Origin of the sequence: Lysinibacillus sp. NPDC047702 (assembly GCF_050272555.1) — a bacterium.
Lineage (GTDB): Bacteria > Bacillota > Bacilli > Bacillales_A > Planococcaceae > Lysinibacillus.
The window spans coordinates 91,983-115,202 of record NZ_JBNNMG010000002.1; the positions used below are offsets into that span (position 1 = coordinate 91,983).

General features: G+C 35.8%; 17 protein-coding genes and 1 pseudogene. 12 read left to right on the forward strand and 6 right to left on the reverse strand.

Going from position 1 to position 23,220, the window contains the following annotated elements; translation table 11 throughout:
* Positions 1-11: 11 nt before the first annotated feature.
* From ACQKIM_RS01680 to ACQKIM_RS01700, 5 genes are all read left to right on the forward strand, one after another.
* Complete coding sequence (locus ACQKIM_RS01680; protein ID WP_427538098.1) at positions 12-8,903, forward strand: amino acid adenylation domain-containing protein; 8,892 nt, start codon at positions 12-14, stop codon at positions 8,901-8,903.
* Positions 8,904-9,052: 149 nt separating this feature from the next.
* A complete protein-coding gene (locus ACQKIM_RS01685; RefSeq protein ID WP_427538101.1) occupies positions 9,053-11,248 on the forward strand; it encodes a Gfo/Idh/MocA family oxidoreductase in 2,196 nt (731 codons plus the stop codon).
* 1 nt (position 11,249) lies between these two features.
* A complete protein-coding gene (locus tag ACQKIM_RS01690) occupies positions 11,250-12,002 on the forward strand; it encodes a thioesterase II family protein (RefSeq protein WP_427538104.1) in 753 nt (250 codons plus the stop codon).
* Entirely contained in the window at positions 11,999-12,586 is a 588-nt protein-coding gene (locus tag ACQKIM_RS01695; RefSeq protein WP_427538107.1) for a 4'-phosphopantetheinyl transferase family protein, read from the forward strand. Before ACQKIM_RS01690 ends, ACQKIM_RS01695 begins: the two co-directional genes overlap by 4 nt.
* A 27-nt stretch (positions 12,587-12,613) precedes the next feature.
* Positions 12,614-13,753 (forward strand): isochorismate synthase, encoded by a 1,140-nt coding sequence (locus ACQKIM_RS01700; RefSeq protein ID WP_427538110.1) that lies wholly within the window; start codon positions 12,614-12,616, stop codon positions 13,751-13,753.
* A gap of 62 nt (positions 13,754-13,815) precedes the next feature.
* On the opposite strand, the gene ACQKIM_RS01705 is transcribed toward ACQKIM_RS01700, so the two are convergent.
* The 3 genes from ACQKIM_RS01705 to ACQKIM_RS01715 form a co-directional block, all read right to left on the reverse strand.
* Entirely contained in the window at positions 13,816-14,928 is a 1,113-nt protein-coding gene (locus ACQKIM_RS01705) for a hypothetical protein (RefSeq protein WP_427538113.1), read from the reverse strand.
* A 217-nt stretch (positions 14,929-15,145) separates the two neighbouring features.
* Complete coding sequence (locus ACQKIM_RS01710; RefSeq protein ID WP_427538116.1) at positions 15,146-15,451, reverse strand: hypothetical protein; 306 nt, start codon at positions 15,449-15,451, stop codon at positions 15,146-15,148.
* Between the two features lie 64 nt (positions 15,452-15,515).
* Positions 15,516-16,670 carry a hypothetical protein gene (locus ACQKIM_RS01715; RefSeq protein ID WP_427538118.1) on the reverse strand — a complete coding sequence of 385 codons (1,155 nt, stop codon included), beginning with the start codon at positions 16,668-16,670 and terminating at the stop codon, positions 15,516-15,518.
* Positions 16,671-16,854: 184 nt separating this feature from the next.
* On the opposite strand from ACQKIM_RS01715, the gene ACQKIM_RS01720 reads away from it, so the two are divergent.
* Complete coding sequence (locus tag ACQKIM_RS01720) at positions 16,855-17,046, forward strand: transmembrane Fragile-X-F protein (protein WP_427538121.1); 192 nt, start codon at positions 16,855-16,857, stop codon at positions 17,044-17,046.
* A 161-nt stretch (positions 17,047-17,207) separates the two neighbouring features.
* Here ACQKIM_RS01720 and ACQKIM_RS01725 read toward each other — a convergent pair whose 3' ends face one another.
* Positions 17,208-17,783, reverse strand: coding sequence for a TIGR00730 family Rossman fold protein (locus ACQKIM_RS01725; protein WP_427538123.1), 576 nt, complete (start codon positions 17,781-17,783; stop codon positions 17,208-17,210).
* A 184-nt stretch (positions 17,784-17,967) separates the two neighbouring features.
* Here ACQKIM_RS01725 and ACQKIM_RS01730 point away from each other — a divergent pair, with 184 nt between their 5' ends.
* Positions 17,968-18,285: a MazG nucleotide pyrophosphohydrolase domain-containing protein gene (locus ACQKIM_RS01730; protein ID WP_427538126.1), complete on the forward strand. Its 318-nt coding sequence runs from the start codon at positions 17,968-17,970 to the stop codon at positions 18,283-18,285.
* Between the two features lie 12 nt (positions 18,286-18,297).
* On the forward strand, positions 18,298-18,741 hold the full coding sequence (locus ACQKIM_RS01735; RefSeq protein ID WP_427538129.1) for a GNAT family N-acetyltransferase: 444 nt from the start codon (positions 18,298-18,300) through the stop codon (positions 18,739-18,741).
* Between the two features lie 38 nt (positions 18,742-18,779).
* Here ACQKIM_RS01735 and ACQKIM_RS01740 read toward each other — a convergent pair whose 3' ends face one another.
* A complete protein-coding gene (locus tag ACQKIM_RS01740) occupies positions 18,780-19,235 on the reverse strand; it encodes an NUDIX domain-containing protein (RefSeq protein ID WP_427538132.1) in 456 nt (151 codons plus the stop codon).
* Positions 19,236-19,342: 107 nt separating this feature from the next.
* On the opposite strand from ACQKIM_RS01740, the gene ACQKIM_RS01745 reads away from it, so the two are divergent.
* Complete coding sequence (locus tag ACQKIM_RS01745; RefSeq protein WP_427538399.1) at positions 19,343-19,840, forward strand: hypothetical protein; 498 nt, start codon at positions 19,343-19,345, stop codon at positions 19,838-19,840.
* Between the two features lie 75 nt (positions 19,841-19,915).
* Here ACQKIM_RS01745 and ACQKIM_RS01750 read toward each other — a convergent pair whose 3' ends face one another.
* On the reverse strand, positions 19,916-21,088 hold the full coding sequence (locus tag ACQKIM_RS01750) for a multidrug effflux MFS transporter (protein ID WP_427538135.1): 1,173 nt from the start codon (positions 21,086-21,088) through the stop codon (positions 19,916-19,918).
* Between the two features lie 241 nt (positions 21,089-21,329).
* Between ACQKIM_RS01750 and ACQKIM_RS01755 the strand changes: the two are divergent.
* From ACQKIM_RS01755 to ACQKIM_RS01765, 3 genes and pseudogenes are all read left to right on the forward strand, one after another.
* Positions 21,330-21,873: pseudogene (locus ACQKIM_RS01755) on the forward strand (GNAT family N-acetyltransferase).
* Positions 21,874-22,000: 127 nt separating this feature from the next.
* Positions 22,001-22,222, forward strand: coding sequence for a hypothetical protein (locus ACQKIM_RS01760; RefSeq protein WP_427538138.1), 222 nt, complete (start codon positions 22,001-22,003; stop codon positions 22,220-22,222).
* Positions 22,223-22,427: 205 nt separating this feature from the next.
* The gene (locus ACQKIM_RS01765) at positions 22,428-23,204 is read left to right on the forward strand and encodes a class I SAM-dependent methyltransferase (RefSeq protein ID WP_427538141.1); all 777 of its coding nucleotides are present in this window, start codon (positions 22,428-22,430) and stop codon (positions 23,202-23,204) included.
* Positions 23,205-23,220: the final 16 nt, after the last annotated feature.

The window sequence follows — 23,220 nt, forward strand, 5'->3', positions numbered from 1 at the left end:
GAGGAACTTCAATGGCTAAGACAGAGGTTTTATTAAAATGGCAAACATTTAGAGATGAAGTATGCAATATGTTGAATCCTGGTGGGGAAATAGCGGACGATGCAAACCTACTACACATGGGCCTTTCCTCTATTGAAATGATGAAGCTCATAAATGTAAGTAAAAAGCTAGGCTATCGATTAACTTTTGAACAATTGGTAAAAAACCCTTATTTAAAGGACTGGGAACAATTAATGTTAGAGGAGGCTATTTCTGAGGAACAAATATCTCATAAGCATGACAATTATTATGTGGATATGTATGAGCCTTTTCCTTTAACAGAAGTTCAGTATGCCTATTGGGTGGGAAGATATAACGGACAGTACCTAGGAAATGTAGGCTGTCATGGCTATTTAGAAATTAATGTTGAACAGATTGATACAGAAAGATTGGCTGCTTCTTGGAAAAGGCTACAGGAGCATCATCCAATGCTGAGATCCTGTTTTACAGTAGATGGACAACAATTTATTTTAAAACAATCACAGGTGAAGCCCTTAATCGTTCATGATTATCGAATGGCGGATGAGCAGCAAATCAAACATCATTTAGAGGAGATTCGAACGCAAACATCTCATAGGCTACTAAAGATAGATGAAGGTCAAGTAGCAGAATTACAAATCACTTTATTACCAGATAATAAAGGCCGTATGTTTTTCGATATAGATCTATTAGTAGCAGATGTACAAAGCTATCAAATACTATTAAGGGATTTAGCTGCGTTGTACAATCGCAATGTGGAGCCTCAAGCACCCCTTGAATGGAATTTTGCTACATATTTGGTGGAAAAGAATGAAGAAAATCAACTGGAGAGACAAGAGGCAATGGCCTATTGGACAAAAAGGCTAGGGACATTACCAACAAAGCCTCAATTACCCATCTCAAATAAGTCTGAAATAAATGCAACATTTTATCGACGTTCTTATTTTTTACGAGCGGAGTTATGGGAAAAATTAAAATATACTTCAGCAAGATCAGGCGTCACCCCTGCTATGACGCTGCTAACAATTTATAGTCTAATTCTTAATAAATGGAGCGAAAATAATCGTTTTCTTATCAATCTCCCATTATTTAATCGACAATCAACAACTAAGCATACGATTGAAGAAGTGGTTGCAGATTTTACAACAATCCTTTTAGTAGAGGTTGATTTACAGGAGCAACGAACATTTTTACAGGATGTGCAAACCATTCAAAACCAATTTCATACAGATATGAAATATACAGCCTACTCTGGTGTGGATGTACAAAGAGACTATGTTCGATTGCATAGCAGTGAACAACAAATTGCCCCTGTTGTTTTCTCATGTAATATCGGTTCACCTTTATTGAATGAAGAGTTTAAATCAGTATTTGGCGATATCCATTATATGATTTCCCAGACGCCACAGGTTTGGCTGGATTTCCAAGTGTTTGAGCAGGATGGCGGCTTGCTTTTAATTTGGGATAGTATTGATGATGTATTTAAGCCACAGGTCCTTGATGAGATGTTTACAAGCTTCAAGCAAACAGTGGATAGTGTCGCTAATAGGAATGATTGGTCGATGCCACTTCATATTCCAATAACAGAGCAATTAGCGATTAGAAAAAATGTTCAGTCAGAAATGACCGTAGAGCCGACTTGCCTACATGCACCATTTTTCACTCAAGCTCAACAAATACCGAATGAGCAAGCATTGATTTTCCCTGCACAACAGACATCAATCACTTATGGTGCTTTACAGGAAAAGGCACAACGCATCGCTCAATATTTGCACCTTAACGGTATCCGAAAGGGTGAGGCAGTTGGACTATTAATGGAACGAGGCATTTCTCAGATTGCTACAATTTTAGGGATTTTAGCCGCAGGAGCGGTGTATGTACCAATTGGTCTCAAGCAGCCGTTGTCTCGAAGAAATAAAATTTATGAAGCAGCGGATATACGATTTGTTGTAACAGATCAACCTCAGCTAGATGATGACAGTGGCGTTTCTTATTTATCTGTTGCAGATGCAGAACAGTGTGAGCGATGCTTTGAAATCATCTATGATGCAGCCTCTCCTGCTTACATTATTTTTACCTCAGGCTCAACGGGTGTGCCTAAAGGTGTAGAGATGACACATGAAGCCGCATGGAATACCATTTATGCCGTCAATCAGCTTAATCAAATCAATATTGAAGATTGTGTATTAGCTGTATCTGCCACAGAATTTGATTTATCAGTTTATGATATGTTTGGCTTGTTGGCTGTTGGTGGCAAACTGCTATTACTGAGTGAAGAGGAAGTGCGACGTGCAGATAAATGGGTACACTATATTGAAGAATTTGGTGTTACATTATGGAATTCTGTACCTATATTATTTGAGATGTTATGTGCAGAGCTAGAGCACGAGGAGAAAAGCCTTCCAACAATTAGACATATTTATTTATCTGGAGATTGGATTAAACCAGATTTAGTACAGCAGATGCAACTAAAAACGCCTCATGGTACTTTAATAGCCATGGGTGGAGCTACTGAAGGTGGGATATGGTCTAATTATTTTAAAGTAACCAATGATATTGTTCATAAATATCCAAGTATTCCATATGGATTCCCATTACCAAATCAGCAGTATCGTGTCGTTAATAAAAGAGGTGAGGATTGTCCAAACCAAGTTGCAGGTGAACTATGGATTGGCGGTAATAGTATTGCTGAGGGGTATAAGGGAAATGTCCAGCAAACAAATAACCAGTTTATCTCTATTGATGGGCAAAAATGGTATCGAACAGGGGATTATGGCAAGTATTTAGATGATGGCGTTTTATTATTTTTAGGTCGAAAAGATGAACAGGTCAAGGTTAACGGACATCGTATTGAGTTAGGTGATATTGAAAGAAGCCTGAAAAATAATTCATGTATTAAAGATGCGGTAGTTCTTGCCACTAAACAAAAAAGTGGAAATCAACTTCATGCTTTTATCACTGCCGAAGGTTTTGGTAATCTTTTTGATATTCAGACGACATCCTCTGACATACCTAAACTTGTTCGAAGCGTGATAGAATCGGTTTCTCAAAATGCAAGCGCTGGAGACTTGGATGATTTAGATGCAATGCAGGAATTTATGCAGGAAATCAATCAATTAACTTGCTATGGGATAACATCGATTCTACAGCAAATGGACTTTCCTATGGACAAAGGACATAGCTATGATGTTAAACAATTAATAGAAGAAAAGCAGATAGAGGCGAGGTATTATGAGCTTATTTTCCAATGGTTTAGTTTGCTACATCAGCTACATGTAGTAGCGACTATAGATCATATCACCTATACAAATAGGATGAATTTATCGGATTATCAGCTACCTCATTTAGTTCATTACCCAAATATTTTAAAATTCGGTACGTCCTTTATAGAGAATGGGCAAGCAATACTAACAGGAAAAATTTCACCAGCTTCGTTATTATTCTCTGAAAATGCATTATCCCCGATGAAGGTGATATGTGAAGAGCCAGGAGCTATAGAAAGTCATCGTCTATTAGCTACCGTTATTAATAGAATTAGCACAGCTAAGAAAAATCCAATACACATTTTAGAGCTTGGAGCAAGAAGTAGCTCGTTTACTGAAGCCATCATTCAGCAATTGGCAGGTGTTGATTATCAATATACAATCACAGATGCTTCTATGTATTTTAAAGGTGAATTCGATCATATTCTTTCAGACCATATAGAATTTGCTGCATTAGATATGGAAATTGACCCTGTTTTACAAGGCTATACATGCCATAAATATGACCTGATAATTGCCAATAATGCGCTACACAGAATGAAAAATTTACTAAAAACGTTGCCCCTTATTGAGCAGCTTTTAAGTGTCGATGGCTTGATGATCACTACTGAAAACACGATGAATAGCAGCCTGCAGCTCATTACAACAGGCTTTGAAGAAAATGGATTTACGCAATATGAAGATGGAAGAAAAGAGGTTTGCCAGCCATTATTAGCGGATACTAAATGGCTAGAAGTTTTTAAGAAAGCTGGTTTTTCAAATGTGAATGTGGTGAATCATCCGCAACTATTTGCGCACCATATTTTTATTGCTCAGTCATCTCCTGTGAAAAAGCAAATTAATCAAAAAAAGCTAGAGGACTATGCTCGAGAGCAATTGCCAGATTATATGATTCCTAGACATATTACGTTACTTCGCAAAATGCCTTTAACGAATAATGGGAAACTAAATCGTAAGCTATTACATGCCAGCGTTGATATTGGGGCTCAGGAGCAGGCAGAACCTACACGTTCAATGACTATTCTGGAGCAAAAAATCGCAAATGTTTGGAAAGAGGTATTAGAGAAATCGCATATTTCACTAGACGATAATTTCTATCAACTTGGTGGAGATTCATTAATTGCCACGCAACTTAATAGTCAATTACAGAAAAAATTAAATTTGCCCACTTCCTTAGAGGCAATTTTCAAATATCCGAAGTTTAGTGATTTTACTCACTATATAGCAGAGCAAGCAATGGCTGAGACAGAGGAAATAATGCCTACACCTTTTGAGAATATTGAAAGTGATACAAGTCATCTTTATGAGCCATTCCCATTAACGGATATTCAGCAATCCTATTGGCTCGGAAGAAATAGTGTATATGACTTAAGCGATGTGTCAGCTCATTGTTATTTTGAGCTTGAATGTGACGAACTGGATATCGGGGCAGTAAATGCAGCTTGGAATCTATTAATTCAGCGTCATGATGTTATGCGTGTGGTTGTACTGAATAATGGATTGTCTCAGCAAATTTTGAGGGATGTACCAGCTTATCAAATTAACATTAATGATTACAGGAATCAGGATTACTTAGCTTTTACTAATGGGGTGCAAGCAACTAGAAATCAAATGTCCCAGCGTAGGTTTGATGTTAGCAAATGGCCATTGTTTGATATTGAGGCAAGCTTAAGTCCAAATCAGACAACACGATTACATGTTAGCTTTGACAATACCGTATTTGATGGCTATAGCATTTTTCTGCTATTTGATGAGTGGTATAAATTATCTTATATACCGACTATAAATTTACCTACCATCAATATTAGCTTTAGAGATTATGCTATAGCATTAGCGGAATTAAAAAATTCTACTCAGTATAAAAATGATAAGAATTATTGGGAAGAACGTGCCCAAAAGCTACCTTCTGCTCCAGAGCTGCCACTAGCCAAGCAGCCAAATGAAATCAAAGAACAAAAATTTACACGCTATCAGGCAGTTTTAAAGAAGGATAAATGGGATGCTATGAAACAAATGGCTCATCAACTTCATTTAACGCCTTCAACGATTATTATGACAGCCTATGCAGAAGTTTTAGGCAGATATAGCCGTCATCAGCATTTTACATTAAATTTAACGCATTTTAACCGTTTACCTTTACATGAGGATGTCAATAAATTAATTGGAGATTTTACTTCTTTAGTATTGATTGAAATAGATCATCCTCACACAAGCAATTTCATTATGCGCTGTCAGGATATGCAAAAACAGTTATTGCAGGATCTTGAACATACGCTTGTGAGTGGTGTGGAAGTTGAGCGAATGCTTCGAAAAGACAGAAGCCATTTTAACGAAATTGTTATGCCAATAGTCTTTACTAGTGGAATTGGCGTGAATAAGGATCATTTAGAGGATATTTCTTATTTAGGGAAAATCATCTATGGAGCATCGCAAACACCTCAAGTTTGGTTGGATCATCAAGTATTCGAGCAAGATGGTGAGCTCATCCTATCCTGGGATGGTGTAGAAGAATTATTCCCTTCAGGTTTATTGGCTGAGATGTTTGATGCTTATCTTCAGCTTTTAGATCAACTAAGTCAGGGAATGAGGTCGTGGCAACAGACCGCCACTCTGATTACTCTACCAGATGCAAAGCAGCGGGAGGTCATTCATCAGGCAGCTATTATCCCAACATCTGAAGAAACACTTATCAGTTTAATAGAAAAACAATGCCTTACATTTGCTGAAAACCCAGCGATTATTGATGCAACGAAGACAGTTAGCTATAAGGAATTAGCCGGTATGTCAAAAAATATTGCTACTTCCATTGGAACAGAGACATCTCAAACTATCATTATATTAATGGAAAAAGGATGGCAGCAAATTGTTGCAGCGCTAGGAATTATGAGAGCGGGGGCAGCATATTTGCCAGTAGATGTGGATACACCTTTGGAACGACTACAGCAGATTATACTGCAAGCACATATCGACACAATTATTACTACCCAGTCTTTATATAGTCGATTCAGTCATTTAGGCTTAAACATTTATACAGTTGAGTCACTAATTGAAACTCAGCCAGAGAAAATGACAACACTTCGCACAGTATCACCTGATGATTTAGCTTATATTATTTTCACATCAGGCTCTACAGGCAAGCCTAAGGGCGTTGAAATTACCCATCGTAGTGTGGTAAATACCATTTTAGATATAAACAAACGTTTCGAAGTAACATCCTTTGATCGTAGTATAGCTTTATCGAATTTTACCTTTGACTTATCCGTATACGATGTATTTGGCTTACTCGCAGTAGGCGGAGCAGTAGTTATACCTGAGGTGCAGAAGCTGAAGGACCCTGAGCATTGGCTAGAGGTATTGCATAAACATCATATTACAATCTGGAACACAGTACCAACCTTTATGGAAATGTTTGTGAATTACCATAAAACAGCTACTACAATTGCAGAGCGGGGTCATTCTTTAAGATGGGTGCTATTAAGTGGTGATTGGATAGCATTAACCCTTCCAGAAAAAATAAAAAGTATTTTCAAAGATTCACAAGTTATCAGTCTAGGAGGAGCCACAGAATGCTCCATTTGGTCCAACTATTTTATGGTAGAAACGATAGAAGATTCGTGGAAGAGCATTCCTTATGGGAAATCACTTTCACATCAGCAATTGTATGTCTTGAATGCCAATTATGAGGATAGCCCTATTTGGGTAAAAGGTGATTTATATATTGGTGGTATTGGTTTATCGACAGGGTATTGTAATGATCAGGAGAGAACGAATGCCCACTATATATATCATCCAATAACAGGAGCTAGGATTTACAAAACGGGAGATCTAGCCAGATATCTTCCTGATGGTAATATTGAATTTTTAGGTCGTGAAGATCAGCAAATTAAAATGAATGGTCATAGAGTAGAATTAGGGGATATTGAAGCCAATTTATGCAAGCTTCCGATTGTACAGCAGGCTGCTGTCATCATGCAGGATAATAAGCTAATAGGCCATTTAAAGCTTCATAAAGACATTCAGCATGATTTAGTTGAAACATTGACAACAGATACAAAGCTTTCTGTCAGTCTTGAGACAATAAAAAATGAATTAGAGCATATGAAGCCGACCCTTCAGATGACTGAGCTTTCCGATTATACAGTAGCAATTGAATGGCTTAGTGTCGGCATGATGTTTTTAGATTTATCTGCACTGAACGTCTTTAAAAAGCGGGGTCAAATATTGAGGAAGGAGGAAATAATAGGAGCTGTTGCGAATACGTATGAATCTTTAATAGGGCATTGGCTAGGTTATCTGATTGAATATGGTTTTATTGAGCGGAACGATTCTAGCTATATCGTTAATTTCAGTAAAGAAGACGCTTTACAGTATATGAATAATAAGTTAAATGATTTTCATCTTGGTGAAACAATGCCGATATTCCAGCAATTAAAGGAGCAGCTATTCACTTCTCAAAAGGTACGTTTGGCCATTCTAAAAGGCGAGCAGCAAGCCAAGATTTATTTAGTAGATTCACAGGGATTCTTAACTCCAGAACAATTAGGCCACTATAATTTATGGAGTCAATATACACAGGATTTAGTGGACAATATGATAAGCATATTATCAAAATCCAATGAAAAGCAAGGACTAAATGTCTTGGAGCTTGGCACAAGAACAGGTCAGGGCAGTCATCAATTTGCACAGCATTTTAGAAGCTCTGGTCAATATACCTATGCTGATGAATCATCTGATTTTTTACATCGTAAAAAGGCAGCGACAACTCACGACCATGTTAAATTTATGCAATATGATGTTAATTTCCCACCTGATAATCAGGATATTGATCTTCATACCTATGATTTAATCATTGCTGAAAATACACTGCATCGAAGCCGTCATTTAAATCATACACTGACATATTTAAAGCGACTCTTAAAGCCAGATGGTCTTATTATATTAACTGAGAATGTAAAGAATAATGCACTATTGCTAATTACAGTGGCATTTTATGAGGAAGGCTATCACCAACTTGCTGATGCTAGGGGAGCAGAGAAATTACCTTTACTTGATTGCGAGACATGGCAACAATTATGGAAAGATGAAGGCTTTAATTATTTATTAGAGTGGCCTCGAGATGACGTTAAATGGTGTGGTGAACATATCATGATGGTTGAGGGACCCTCAACAATTCAAAGGTTAGCCCTTGACCGCTTTAAAGAAGAGGTAGAGCATAATCTTCCTAAATATATGTGTCCAGAAGATTATTTCGTTCATGAATCCTTCCCAATAACAGCAAACGGTAAAATTAACCGCAAGCAGCTGGCACACTATAAATTTTCTTATCAGCCTGAGCTTGTTAAACAGGGGAGGCAAGCAGTAACACCAGAAGAGCAAACTATTGTTCAGGTCTGGAAAGAAATTTTGGAAACAACGTATAGCAGTGTGGTCGATAACTTCTTTGAACATGGTGGTGACTCGCTTAAAGCAATTAGATTTATTAATCGACTTAGTGGACTGGAGTATTCCTTAACGTTGGAAAAATTATTTTTACATCCTACCATTGAGGGAATGGCTGCAAATCTCGTTGCACAGAAGAATGATCAGGATAAGGAAGAAGAACATGTTATAGGTACATTGTAAGATAAGATGTTGCATAGAGAAGAAGGTATTTCTTATTTGAATATTTATTAACTTTAAACAAAATGCACAGTGGTGTCATTTTTGCAGTGGCACCACCGTGTCAACTATTCGATCAATAAAAACTAGATAAATGAAAGAGTGATACAGTAGTGACTCAAAAGTTACGTGTACTTGTATGCGGCACAAGATTTGGCCAATTTTATTTAGAGGCTATCCAGCTTTCACCACTTTTTGAACTAGCAGGGATTCTTGCGCAGGGCAGTCAAAGGTCAAAACAATGTGCCAGTGTATACGAGACAAATTTATATACGGATATTGAGGACATACCTCATGACATTGATATTGCTTGCATTGTTGTTTCTACAAGCGTGATGGGAGGTCCGGGTACAGAACTTGCAATAGCGTTCATGGAAAGGGGCATTCATGTATTATTAGAACAGCCAGTACATTATCAAAATTTAATCGACTGTTACCGCATGGCAAAACAACAGCGTGTAAAGTTTATGGTAGGAGATTTATATGGCAATTTACCCTTTGTCAATAAATTTATAGAAGCTGCTCAAACTATAATGCAGAAAGAAAAGCCTTTATATTTGAATATCGATATGGCAACCCAGGTTTCATTTCCACTAGCTCATATCTTAACAAAATTACTTGGTAATGTTCAGCCCTGGGAAGTAAAGGATGTGATTACTGGCAATATGCCGTTTCAATTGCTTTCCGCCATGCTAAAAGATATTCCTACAACGATACGAGCACAAAATCAAGTAGATGTTGTGGTCTCAGATAGTTATATGCATTTAATGCATCATATTACATTAGGGTTCGATAGTGGTAAATTGACTCTTTTTGATACAAATGGACCCGTAATATGGGCACCAAGAATGCAAATCCCTAATATTTCGCTAGTTCCTAGAGAATTGGAACAGGAAGCCTCCCTCTCACTCACTAGCTCGGTGATAGAGGATTTTGCATCAAAAAATAATGCTACCTATCAAGACATTCTGACAAAGACCTGGCCTTCCGCCATTTTATACGATCTTGAGAGATTAGCAAATTGGATTACCCATGACATGAATTCAATCGAGATGGGAAAAGAAGGGCAACAGATGCTTCAAGCTGCACAGCTATGGAGTGGAATAACGAATGCCTTAGATTATCCAAATGATTGTGAGCGAGTACCTCAATCATTTTTAAATATTGAGGATATAAAACTACAGCTTCGGAAAGAAGAATCTATGGAAGCACGCTATAAGCAGTTAACATTTGATGGTGTTCAACAGGCTGTTACAAATTTTAATGAGGTTTGTTTAAAAACGATTCTACTTGAGCTCCAGAAAAACAATATATTCACTTCGAAGAACAGAATATATCATGCTGATGAAATTACTCATGCTCTCCAAATCGCTGATAGATTTCAATTTATTCTTACAAGATGGTTAAGGGCACTTACTAATCATGGTTATCTTATTTGTCTAAATACAGGCTTTGTATTAAATTATCCAGTGTTGACTTCTGAAGAGGTAGAGAGAGCATGGCAAGAGCTTAAATCAGTATGGTCAGATCAATTGATGCCTGCCAATGTCATAAATTACTTTTATAGACACGCTAAACTTCTAGGAGATTTAATAACGGGTAAGCAATCTGCTGTCCAGCTACTTTTTCAAGAGGGTGAGATGGATGTAGCTAGATCCTTATATAAGGATACAATGATTGCTTATTTTCTGAATAAAGAAGTCGCCAGCATAGTTACCGCACAGATTGCAATAAAGGATAAGGTAAATATCTTAGAAATTGGGGCCGGAACTGGTGCAACTACTACAGTGGTCATTGATAGCATTGTTAAAAATCAGCTACAAAATAACATGAGCTGCTATTTATTTAGTGATATTTCAAATTATTTTATTAATGAAGCAAAAAAATCATTGCAGCATATTCAGTGGCTAGAATTTATGAAAATAGATATAGAAGATAGGGGGGATATATCCTTTGTTGAGAATAATTCTCAGGATATGATTTTAGCTGCTGGTGTGTTAAATAATGTGAAAAATACTAAAGAAATATTATTGATGCTCCAATCACTATTAAAAAAAGATGGTTTAGTTATATTAACAGAAGCAGATGGTGAATCCATACAAATGTTAATTTCACAAGTCTTTATGATGGAGCCTGCGAATGATAAAAGAGTGGAAACATCATCTACTTTTTTAACGACAGCTCAATGGCTAGAAATATTTAATGAGGTCGGATTCAGGTGTATTTCAATACAACCTGATAAGGGACATAAATTATATCCACTAGGACAACGATTATTTGTTTTAGAAAAAATGAAAGGAGGAAGCTGAAATGGATTCGAAAATATGGTTTCCATTCTTACGCGATAATCGTAGTGATGTCAATGTATTTTGTTTTCATCATGCAGGAGGATCAGCCTCAAACTATAAAGAGTGGGTAAGTAAATGCACACAAGTAAATATGTATAGTGTCGAACTACCCGGGAAGGCAACACGAATAAGTGAAGAGCCGATTTTAAACATAGAAGAAGTAAGTGTCAAAATAGCTCAGGCAATTACACATATTTCAGTTAATAAAAAGGTAGTATTATTCGGTCATAGTATGGGCGCCGCAATTGCATTTGAAGTGGCGCACTATCTTGAAACAAATACTAATACACAGCTCCAATTTTTAGTCGCTGCGAGTCGTCAAGCACCTCATTGTCAGGGCAAGGATAAATATCATTCTTCGATGCCTGATCAGAATTTAATAGACGAGTTACATCGACTTGGTGGTACACCATCGTTGCTTTTAGAGAATCAGGAGTTTCTTAATTTTATCATCCCATCCATCAAAAATGACTACTGCTTACATGAATCTCTTTGCTACAAGGAACAGAAATTGAATACGCCTATTATTGCTCATTTTGGTGAGGAGGACCCAGATCTTTCTGCCACAGACCTACGTAGATGGCAAGAGGTGACGAATCATGACTTTATGCTTCAAAAATTTCAGGGAGGGCACTTTTTCCTTTATGAAATAGAGGATTCTTATTTGCAAAGCTTAGAGGATACTATTATGCAAGGCAGTGAAAGAGTAAAATGACCAATTGCAATCAATTAAAAGTTTATTTATATAGAACAGAACATGTTAACACACATAATTCCGACCTTTTTAAACGCTTTCTTCTATTAAAAGAAGCAGGATTAACTGATGTTCAATTTCAATATGGTCCATATGGCAAGCCATTTGTCCATGTGCCAGATGTCCATTTTAATATATCTCACTCGGGACAATATCTAGCTGGTGCCGTTTCAACTTGCAGTTTTATCGGCATCGATATTGAAAGGATCAAGCCTATAGATTTTGATTGTATTGATTTTTTTATGAATAAAAAAGAAATTGCTCATTTTAATGAAATTCGATTAAAGGAAGAAAAGCTAGATTATTTTTATACAATATGGACCCTAAAAGAAGCTTATTCCAAAATGATGGGTATGGGATTACATATGAAATTAACAGAAATAAGTATAGATAATCAGCAAATAAAGCCAACATTAAAGGATGTATTTTGGCATTCCATAATAGTTGATGACCTTTATCGTCTATCTCTTATTTGTAGTCAAGAGATGAATTTAAATGTTGTACACATCACAGAAGATCTGATAATACAAGAATTTAAAGCATAATCATTTTATCTAAGTAAGGTGAAGACTATGGAAAAAATAAAACTATCTGACATCCTTTATCATTTTAACAACAATGATACCTTTTTGAAGACGCCTGAAAGATTATTGGTATTCAATGGGAAACAAAAAAAATTTCAATTAACCAATAATGATTCTACAGCGCTTACAGAAGAAATTAGGGCACTTCAAAAGCAATATAAAGCACCGATGATTATTGGAGCTATCCCATTTGATCAACGTAGTAAAGCAACGATTATTATTCCAGATACCTTTGAGAATTACCATCACTCAAATTTGATTGATGATTTACAGGCTACACCTCAGTTCTTGTCAATAGAGGACAGCATTGATTTACCTAGCAGATCTCAATTTAACGAAATGGTTCAAGAAGCATTACATTCCATTCATATGCAACAATTTAGCAAGGTTGTTCTTGCAAGATCATTAAAATATCGTTTACAAGCTGAACCACCAATCACAGCATGGTTAACAAATTTACTACACAAAAATAAACAAGGCTATATTTTTTCTATTGCCCTGGACAACACTCAAAATCTGATTGGCGCTAGCCCAGAGCTACTTGTGAAAAAGGAAGGGAATATTGTAACGATAAATCCATTAGCTGGTTCACGCAAAAAAACCTGTGATATGGTAAAAGATAAAGCTATTGAGAATGAGCTGCTACATGCTGAAAAAGATTTACATGAGCATAAAATTGTCGTGGATTATATTTGTGAGAAATTGCAACCCTATTTAGGTGAAATAGAGTACAATGAAAAACCAGCTATTCTTTATACAGATACAATGATGCATTTATCCACTGTTATTAAGGGAAAAATAAAAAATGATACTACGACTGTATTGGATTTAGCGCAGCTATTACATCCTACACCGGCTATCTGTGGGGCACCACAAAAACCTTCATTAGAATTTATACAGAAAATGGAGCCCTTTAATAGAGGCTATTATACTGGAATTGTTGGGTGTATGGATCAGAATGGAGATGGGGAATGGGTCATCACGATTCGCTGTGCTGAAATCAATCAAAGGGATATAACATTATTTGCAGGGGCAGGCATTGTCAGTAGCTCTGAGCAGGATAGTGAATATAATGAAATCTCTGCGAAATTTACAACGATGTTACTGGCTATGGGGCTAATACAGTAATAGTCTACACTTTAAAACAAAAGGGGGAAATCTGACATTAGAGATTTCCCCCTTTCATATATCTATTGCGGAAGATATGTTTGGCCTTTAAAAGTAAGCTTTGAAGCGGAGATTAAAATTTCTTTATTTTCTAGGAAGTAGGGATCTAATATTTTGTATAAAGCATCCCATTTTGCTTCAGACTGCTCCTGTTTTCCATCTTTATCAAGAGCAGTTGCTTCTTCATATAGTAGTTTTAATTGTTTTTTATCTGCTGTACGGATTTCAAAATCAAAGTCAGCGATAAAATCCTCAAACGGAATTGGCTTAAAATATGGGTTAATGACTTCATAGAATTCTCCCCATAGTTGATCGGATTGCTCATAATTGTTGTCTTTATCTGCCTTTTGAGCCTTTTCATAAATTGCTTTTAGTTTTGTCATAACTTCAGCAGGGATGTCTACTTCCATACTCGCCATATATTCATCAAAAGGAGTTGGTGGATATAGCTCATCTAAATATGGTTGCAAGATTTTATAAAATTCATCCATTTTTTCTTGAGCTTTATCTTCTTTACCTGCTTTTTCAAGCTTTACCCACTCTTCATAAAAGCCTTTTAATTGTTTTTTCTCACTAACCTTAATAACAATATTTTTCTCACTAAATCCATATTCATCTAAATATTGCTCAAAGGATACTGGCTGCCAACTTGCTAATATATAAGGCTTTGTGATTTTATCCATTGCAGCATACATCTTTTCAACTTCATCATAGTTCTCTAATTTTTCTAACTTTTTGATTTCAGTAAAGATGTTTTCCAATTTCTTTAAATCTTCAGCTGTTACCTCTTTAGGTAAGCCTTTTTTATAAATATCAAATGTGTAGAACTCAGTATAATCCTTTAATACACTTCCTTCTACGGTAATTTCCTGACCTTCGACTAAATTCATTTTTTCAATTTGCTCATCAGAAAATTTGTGAAAACCAATAAAGTAGTTTTTACCGTCTTTGCCTTTTACATTGATCCCATCTCCTACAATATTTTTAATAGTTCCCTTAATTTGCTGTTCGATTTGGATCGTCACATCTTTTGCTGTTTCCTGAGATGTTGCTCCAGCTTGAAGTGGTGTGAAAACAGCCATTCCTAATGTAAATGCAGAAGCAATCATCCAAGTTTTTCTAAGTGGTTTTCTCATCAACATATCTCCTTTTGTTCAACTGGTGTTACCAATTATTAGACGTATTTCCATTACAAAAAGTTTTATCTTGTGAAAAAAATTAGGAAATATTTTCTCGAAAGCTTTTTGATTGAAATGAAACAAGCTGGAGTGAAGAAAATTTACAAGGGAAAAGAAAAAATTCCTAGCTATTTATGAAAATAAATAACTAGGAATTTTTAAAAATATCTGTATTTTAAATATAATGAGTTGGTTTTTTATTTCCTCTTTCATAATTATCTCTTAGCATTTCTGTAAAGTCCTGAGCTAATTTGGCCAATGATTTAGCATCGACTGAAGGGAAGGAGGGGAGTATTTCAAACAGTTCAGGATCAAAGGAAATCTTTTTTCCCTTGTATGACCCCATAATAATTATTTTTATTAACCCTATTTCGCCTAATCTTTTATAATGCTCACTTGTTACCATGATATCTTTTTCAGCATGTAAGTTTAGCCATCTTCTTACTCGAAATTTATTGATGCAGTTCACTCCCTTTTCCACAGGAACATAGCACTAACGGGTTAAGAATAACCCACAATTAGGGAGATTTCCTATATTCCTTCAATTATTGAGGAATGTAAACCTGACCGTTAATTGTTAGCTTAGAAGCAGAGATAAGAATGTCTTCGTTCGCTTTAAAATATGGATCTAAAATCGTATAAAAAGCGTCCCATTTGGCATCAATTTTTTCTTGATCTACCTTATCATCAAGGGCTAGGATTTCCTCATAAAGCTGTTTTAATTGTTTTTGATCAGCCTCGCTCACCTCAAAGGCAAAGTCAGCCATGTATTCTTCAAATGTTTGTGGTGTATAGAAATCATCCATAATAGTATAAAATTCAGCCCATAGCTTTTCGGACAATTCTACATTTTCATCTTTTTCAGCCTTTTGAGCATCCACATAGATTGTTTTTAGCTTGGCTAATGTTTCAGCAGGAATATCTAATTCCGTGCCTTCCATATATTCTTCAAATGTTTGCGGTGGATAAAGTTTTTCTAAATAAGGTTGAAGAATTGTATAAAATTCTTCAAATTTATCATTTGCCTTGTCCTCTTCAATACCAGCTTTTTCAAGCTTTACCCATTCATCATAAATTGCCTTAAGCTGTTTTTGGTCCTCAGCTTCAATGACGATATTTTTTTCACTAAATCCAAACTCTTGTACATACTCTTCAAAGGATTGAGGCTCCCAGTTAGCTAAGATGTAAGGCTTTGTGATTTTATACATATCCTCATAGATTTTAGTAATCTCATCGTATTTCTTTTCTACTGCTTCTGTAGATGTATCTTCAAGCACACTAGCTTCTTTTTGAAGTTTTTTAATCTCATTAAATAACTTTTCTAATTTTGCTAGTTCCTCAGCTGTTATTTCTTTTGGCAGATCTCTTTTATAAACTTCAAAAGTGTAGAAATCAGAATAACTGTCAACAATTGAACCTTCTACTGAGATTTCTTGTCCCTCTGTTAAATTTAATTTATCTAATTGTTCCTTAGAAAATTTATAGAAGCTAATAAAGTAATTCTTCCCATCTTTTCCTTTAAGATTGATCCCATCTCCATAATTATCTGTAATTGTTCCAATAATTTGCTGTTCCATTTGGACAGTAGCATTGTTGGGAGTTAGCACAGATGTAGCTCCTGCCTGAAGTGGTGTCATCACGGCCAATCCTAATGTTAATGCTGAAGCCATCATCCAAGTTTTTTTAAACGGTTTTTTCATCTTTGGTTGTCTCCTTTATGACTGAAATTATGTTTCCAATATCTATACGATTTACCAGCAAAAAGGTTCCGTTTTTTTCAAAAAGTTAACATAGTATGGTATGTTTTTTAATCGTTGTATAATAGTAATACTAATAGTAGCTCCTTTTGTCAGGAAAAATTTAAAGTCGATTGGTGGGGACATTGTGGGAATTGCAGAAGTCTTAACAGTTGTTTTTATTGTGTTAAAGCTTACCGATATTATTTCATGGTCTTGGTGGCTAGTATTATTGCCTGCCATTATATCGTTTAGCATTTACATAATTATGTTGGTGATGAAGCTAATCATGGTAATTATTGCAGTAGTGGCTGTGAAAAATCGTAAAGAAGAAATTTGAACATGATGGCTAGGCAGTAAAGATAATGAATGAACGTAGCAGTTAAAAGTAGTATAAGGAAATGCCTGTGCTGATATTTTGGTAGTGAACTGCATGGTAAAAAAATAACCATGCAGCAATAGCAATGTGTTAGGAAGGCCAGCTAAGTAAATTACTGGTCTTTATTTTGATAGCTGATATGTTTTAACTGCTGGTGGAACATAAGCAGCGCATTTATCTAAAAGTGTCGCTACATTGTCATCAACTAGCAATGTATCACGATTATGTGCTTGTAAAAATTGCTCATTCTGCATATGGTCAAATAAAGCAATAAGTAAATCATAATATTGATGAATATTCAAAATGCCACATGGCTTTTGATGAAGACCAATTTGATTCCATGTAAATACTTCGAATAACTCTTCTAATGTACCCGGTCCACCAGGTAATGCGATAAAGCCATCAGCTAGCTCCATCATTTTGCTTTTTCGTTCATGCATCGTATTGACCACAATCAGCTCTGTTAAATGCTTATGAGAAATTTCTCGTTCTTCCAGTAGTGTAGGAATAACGCCAATGACCTTACCACCCTCCTGCAGTACTGTATCTGCTACTGTTCCCATGATTCCGACACTGGCTCCACCATAAATTAAGGTAATTTGACGCTTGGCTAATTCCTTACCAAGTTGAATAGCCCCTTCACGATAGGCCTCTGAAGCACCAATACTTGATCCACAAAATACTGCAATACTATTCATAATAGCTCCTCCAAATCACATTTGATTGTTTCATTCGTTTTAACAGGGAATATTTCAGAAAATAAAAAAGTAAAAATAATCTACCTGTAGTTCGCTCTATTCCTGTGAGAAAAATGTCCACTGATAGAAGCTTCATATTATAGTATAATTTAATTTTGTGAAGAAAGAAATGGAGGTCTGAAAAATGAAATTAAATGAATTTCAGCAATGGATAAAAGAATACTATGATGAGCGTGGATGGTCTGAATTGGATATTTTTACTCGCATTGGTTTTCTCGCTGAAGAAACAGGAGAAGTGGCAAGAGCTATTCGAGCCTTAGAAATTGGTAGAGACAGACCAGATGAAAAGGTTCAATCCTATGAAGAAAATAAACAAGAGTTAATAGAGGAGCTTGGAGATGTTTTAGGAAATGTTATTGTAATCGCTAATAAGTATGATATTTCCTTAGAAGAAATTTTCAACGCTCATCAAGATAAGTTAATGAAGCGTTACCAAGATTGAAAGGGGAATTATATGGACTATCAAGTGAAAATTTTACAAGAGAAGCATGATGATTTCACCAATTTTTTAAATGCCAAAATTCGCGAATATAATGATGAACATTCACTATACCATCAGGAAAGCCGACAAAAGGGTTCGATATGTCCATTAAATCTCATCGTCACTGACAATGAGCAACAATGGATTGGCGGCATCACGGCAGAAGTTTATTGGGGATGGGTAGAAATTAATAAGTTTTGGTTTAGTAAAGAATACCGTGGAAATGGTATTGGTGGACAGTTATTAGCCACAGCAGAAAAAACGGCTAAGGAAATGGGCGCAAAAAGAGCCTTGTTGACTACATATGAATTTCAAGCACGTACATTTTATGAGCAAAGAGGCTATCAGGTTGTTGGAGAAATAAAAGATTATCCGCCAGGTAGTAGCTATTACACAATGGTAAAATTACTTGATTAACACAAGGTAAGGCTGTCTATTTGTACGACAGCCTTATTTTAATTAATATCGCCTAAATAGATGGGTGATTTTTTTCCTCCAGCAAATTGTTGTAGATAAGGTACGAATTCCTTTGGATATATTCGATATTCCAAAAGACGTTCAATAGGTATCCACTCAATGCCAATTTGATGACAATCAGGATTTGTCGGAGATTGTGTTAGATTTTTTAAGTGACATAGAAAATAAAATTCGATTTGGTGTACATGACTATCGAATACTGCATGCTCGTGGTTTTTTCCGATATACTCACGAATAAAAAGAAGCTCTCCTATGGTAACTGAAAAGCCAATTTCTTCAATACATTCTCTTTTCAATGCTGTGTGAAATGTTTCTCCGTGCTCTTGTCCACCCCCAGGGCAAAGATAGAAGATGCCATCTGTATCCTGATTTTTGGTTAGTAAAATTTTACCGTTTTCTATGATGATAGCTTTCATTGAATTTCTAATGGACATTGTTATACCCTCCTATGCATAAATGCTATAAAAATATTGCTGAAAGATGACTAAAAAAACGCTCGAATGCCCAACTTATAAAAAAGGGGAGATTTCGTGTGTATTCAATGTCAAATTTTAAATTACTTGTTGAGAAGCAAGCAGAGGTAGATACTATTTATCAGAATTGTGATAATTTAATACAGTCAACGGTTACGCCGAAAATGGACGAGGAAGTTAACAAATTGTTAGATGCTATGGATAAAAAATTAACGGAACAGGGCTTTACCATTACTAAGACATCCACTGGATTTATTGCTAAATACCAAGAGGCTGTTATCAATATTGATAAGCATTCGAAAAATCTGGAGGAGTGCTTATTCATTAATTTAAATAGTTATGCAGAGGATCAAGTTTCCATTGTTTTAGATATTACACATTCCATGATGCCGAAGATTTCCAATAATCTTGATGGTTACTCAGAAATTATCGAGCAGATGACAGATAAATTAAAAAAAGCCAAAAGTCTTGAGAAAGCCTGTACGTCTCCGAAATTTATTTATAAAACGCAGGGTAATACGGTTTTTCAATCTGCTGAGGAGGTAGTGGATTACTATTTTCAGTAAACAGGAAAGCCACCCAAAAAGTATAGGGTGGCCTATAGTGGAAGTACTAATGCTTAAATATGCCCGCTACTATATTTAAACAATAAATTTTCTTCCGAATAATAACATAAGCAAGGTTAAAATCACGAAATATAGAGGCATTGTGAGCAAGGAGCCATTATGCAAGAAGCTCATACCAGACGTTATGAGACTCACCAGCAGGTAATAGCCTAGGCTGAAAATAGCACCTGCCGTTCCAATCACATCTTGAAAGCTGACAAGAGCTAAGCTTAAGCAATTGGGCAAAGCAATACCTGCGCCTAATAGCATAATAAAAATAGTACCTAATATGCTACTAAATAATACATGATTAGAGAATGGTAATATACTAACGATCAATTGTAAAAAGGCGCCAACGATCATTACATAGCAGCCAAGATGGATTACTTTTTCTGGCTTACAATTGATGACTAGTCTTTTAGAAATCATTGCCCCAATAATAGAGGCAAGTGCCACAAAAATTCCAAGAAATCCATAGAGACCTGGCGATATATGAAAGTGCTCCATAAAAATAAAAGGTGCCTCTGCATAGTAACTGAATAACACACCATTTATGCCACCAATCAACAAGCCAAAAACAAGCACTTTAGGAGATGAAAGAATGCGTTTCACAACTGGATAAATAGCGATTCTTTTTCTCGTTGTTAGATCTGTTGTTTCAGGCAGTCTCAAATAGGTGTAGATAAAAAGCAACATGCTCATTGCAACGAGCACAAAGAATACGGCTCTAAAGCCAAGTGCTTGATCGACCCAGCCACCAATGAGTGGTCCCACTGCAGGGGTAAAGGCAATGACGGCAGAAATTTGTGCAAACATCGCATGTCTTCTATTGTCAGAAACACTTTCTCGTAAAATTGTTTGTGTAATAATTGAGCCGGTTGCTGCTCCAAAAGCTTGAATAAATCGACTAACCAATAGAAAAGCTATCGTCTCTGCGTAAAAACACATGATACAGCCAATTCCATAAAAAATTAAACCGCCTAACATTGCCGGTCTACGTCCAATAAAATCAGATAGCCATCCCCAACAAAACACACCTATTGCAAATCCAATAAAATAAATACTTAAAGTGAGCTGTACGGCACTATTTGTAGTATTCAATGCGTGCGAAATATCAGGAAGAGATGGAGAATAGATTGTCTCACTAATCTGTGGAAATGCCACAAGTACAATCATTAAAAGTAAAGATGGTGCTGCATGTTTTTTCAACTTATTGCCCTCCTACAAGCAAAATCTACTTTTTAAATAAAGAGTAGATAGAGTAGCTAGGGAAAAGGCGGGACCATTATTAGTATACGTTCATAGGATGTCATGTAGTTATCACCTTAATATGCTTGAAGTAGGAGTGCATAGTCTTATATAGTATAATTTAACTTTATTTATATAGCAATTGTTACTATAGTTATCAAATTAAAGAAGATGGTACTGTAGAGATAAAAGGAGGGATTATATGTTTCCCAATTTAGAGACAGAAAGACTTATTTTACGAGAGCTGACACAAGAAGATGCTAAAAGTATTTTTCACTGTTTTTCTCATGAGGAAGTGATACGGTATTATGGGCAGGAGCCATTTACAGATTTTAAGCAAGCCGAAAAATTAATAATGCTTTTTTCAAAAAATTTCTGAAAAAAGAGGGATACGTTGGGGCATAGAAAGAAAAGAAACGAAGGGTATCATCGGAACTGTTGGCTTCAATGTTTGGTCACCAACACATAAACGAGCAGAAATTGGCTATGAAATTCATCCAGATTATTGGCGAAGGGGGTATACATTAGAAGCGGTTACTAAGGTAATTTCTTATGGCTTTAAAGACATGGGGCTAACGAGAATAGGTGCTGTTGTATTTATTGAAAATAAGGCCTCTAATCAATTGCTTACGAAAATAGGGTTTCAACAGGAAGGAATTCTTAGAGATTATATGTACCAAAATGGTAAGGCATATGATACATTTGCTTATTCGATCTTAAAGAATGAAGCTCATTATTTTAGTTAACACCATTTATTGGCTATTAATTAGTAATATTGTTGTAGTTTTGTAGATTCATTTTTCGGTTATAGTGCTAATAAGAAGCTAGGTTTTAGGAAAGAAAAAATAGGAACAGGTAAGGGGCTTTATACCGATGGAATTACAATACAGTACAACTTATTTTCAAAAGTTAGATTTGCTAGAAGGGCTATACTTAGGTCAGGCAACGTTAAGAGAAAAGATGCAGTCGAAAAATGGAAGTAATCATTATAGGGAACGTTTCGAGCAAATAGAGGATGCAATTGTGAAGCTAAATAAAGAAATTAGAATATTAGAACGTTACATCATTCAGTCTGTAGATTCGATTATACTTTGATCGTAACAAAATCAACTCATGCAAAATATTTTTGAATTGCATGGGTTTTTTATTGCGTAAATAGTAGCAGTTTAAGTAAATCATCTCGCTTGATAAGATTAACTTATTAAAAATGATAATTAACATTAATTTTTATTATGTTATGAAGAAGTTTACAATAAAGGGAACAAGATTATCCATATAAATTTTGAAAAGAGTGATAAAGATGGGCATTGATTTTCACAATATGAACAATCAAACAGCATATACAACTCGGCATGCTGATTTCTCATGGATGGAAACCATTAAAAAACTTGTTCCGCTAATGAATATTTCTAGAGCTGCTGATATTGGGTGTGGCGGAGGAATTTATTCGAAGGCATTAGTAGAATTGGGTGCAGCTTCTGTCATCGGTGTAGATTTTTCTAAGGCAATGTTGGTGGGTGCAAGGGAAAATTGTAAGGATTATCATCATATTACATTTAAGCAGGGAAATGCACTGGATACAGGCTTAGACAACAACAGCTTTCAGGTAATTCTCGAACGAGCTTTAATTCATCATATCCAAGATTTAAAAGCTTGTTTTCAAGAGGCGTATCGAATACTAGAGGACGATGGTATCTATATTATCCAGGACCGTACACCAGAAGACTGTCTTTTAAAAGGTGATGCACGTCATATACGAGGATATTTCTTTGAGTATTTCCCTAAATTAAGGGAGCATGAAATAACGCGTAGATATAGTAGTGAAAAAGTAATGGAAACACTAAAGGAAATTGGATTTAAGGAGATACAGGAAATAAAGCTCTGGGAAACGAGAAAAGTTTATGAGTACAAAGCACAATTACTCCAAGATATTAGGCTTAGAACAGGGAGAAGTATTTTACATGAGCTAGAAGAGGATGAGTTGCAGGAATTAGTGCAATATATAGATCAGTCATTGGACACTGACAGTGCGATAGTTGAAGAGGATAGATGGACCATTTGGAAAGCAGTGAAATAAAGAATAGTATTTTTAG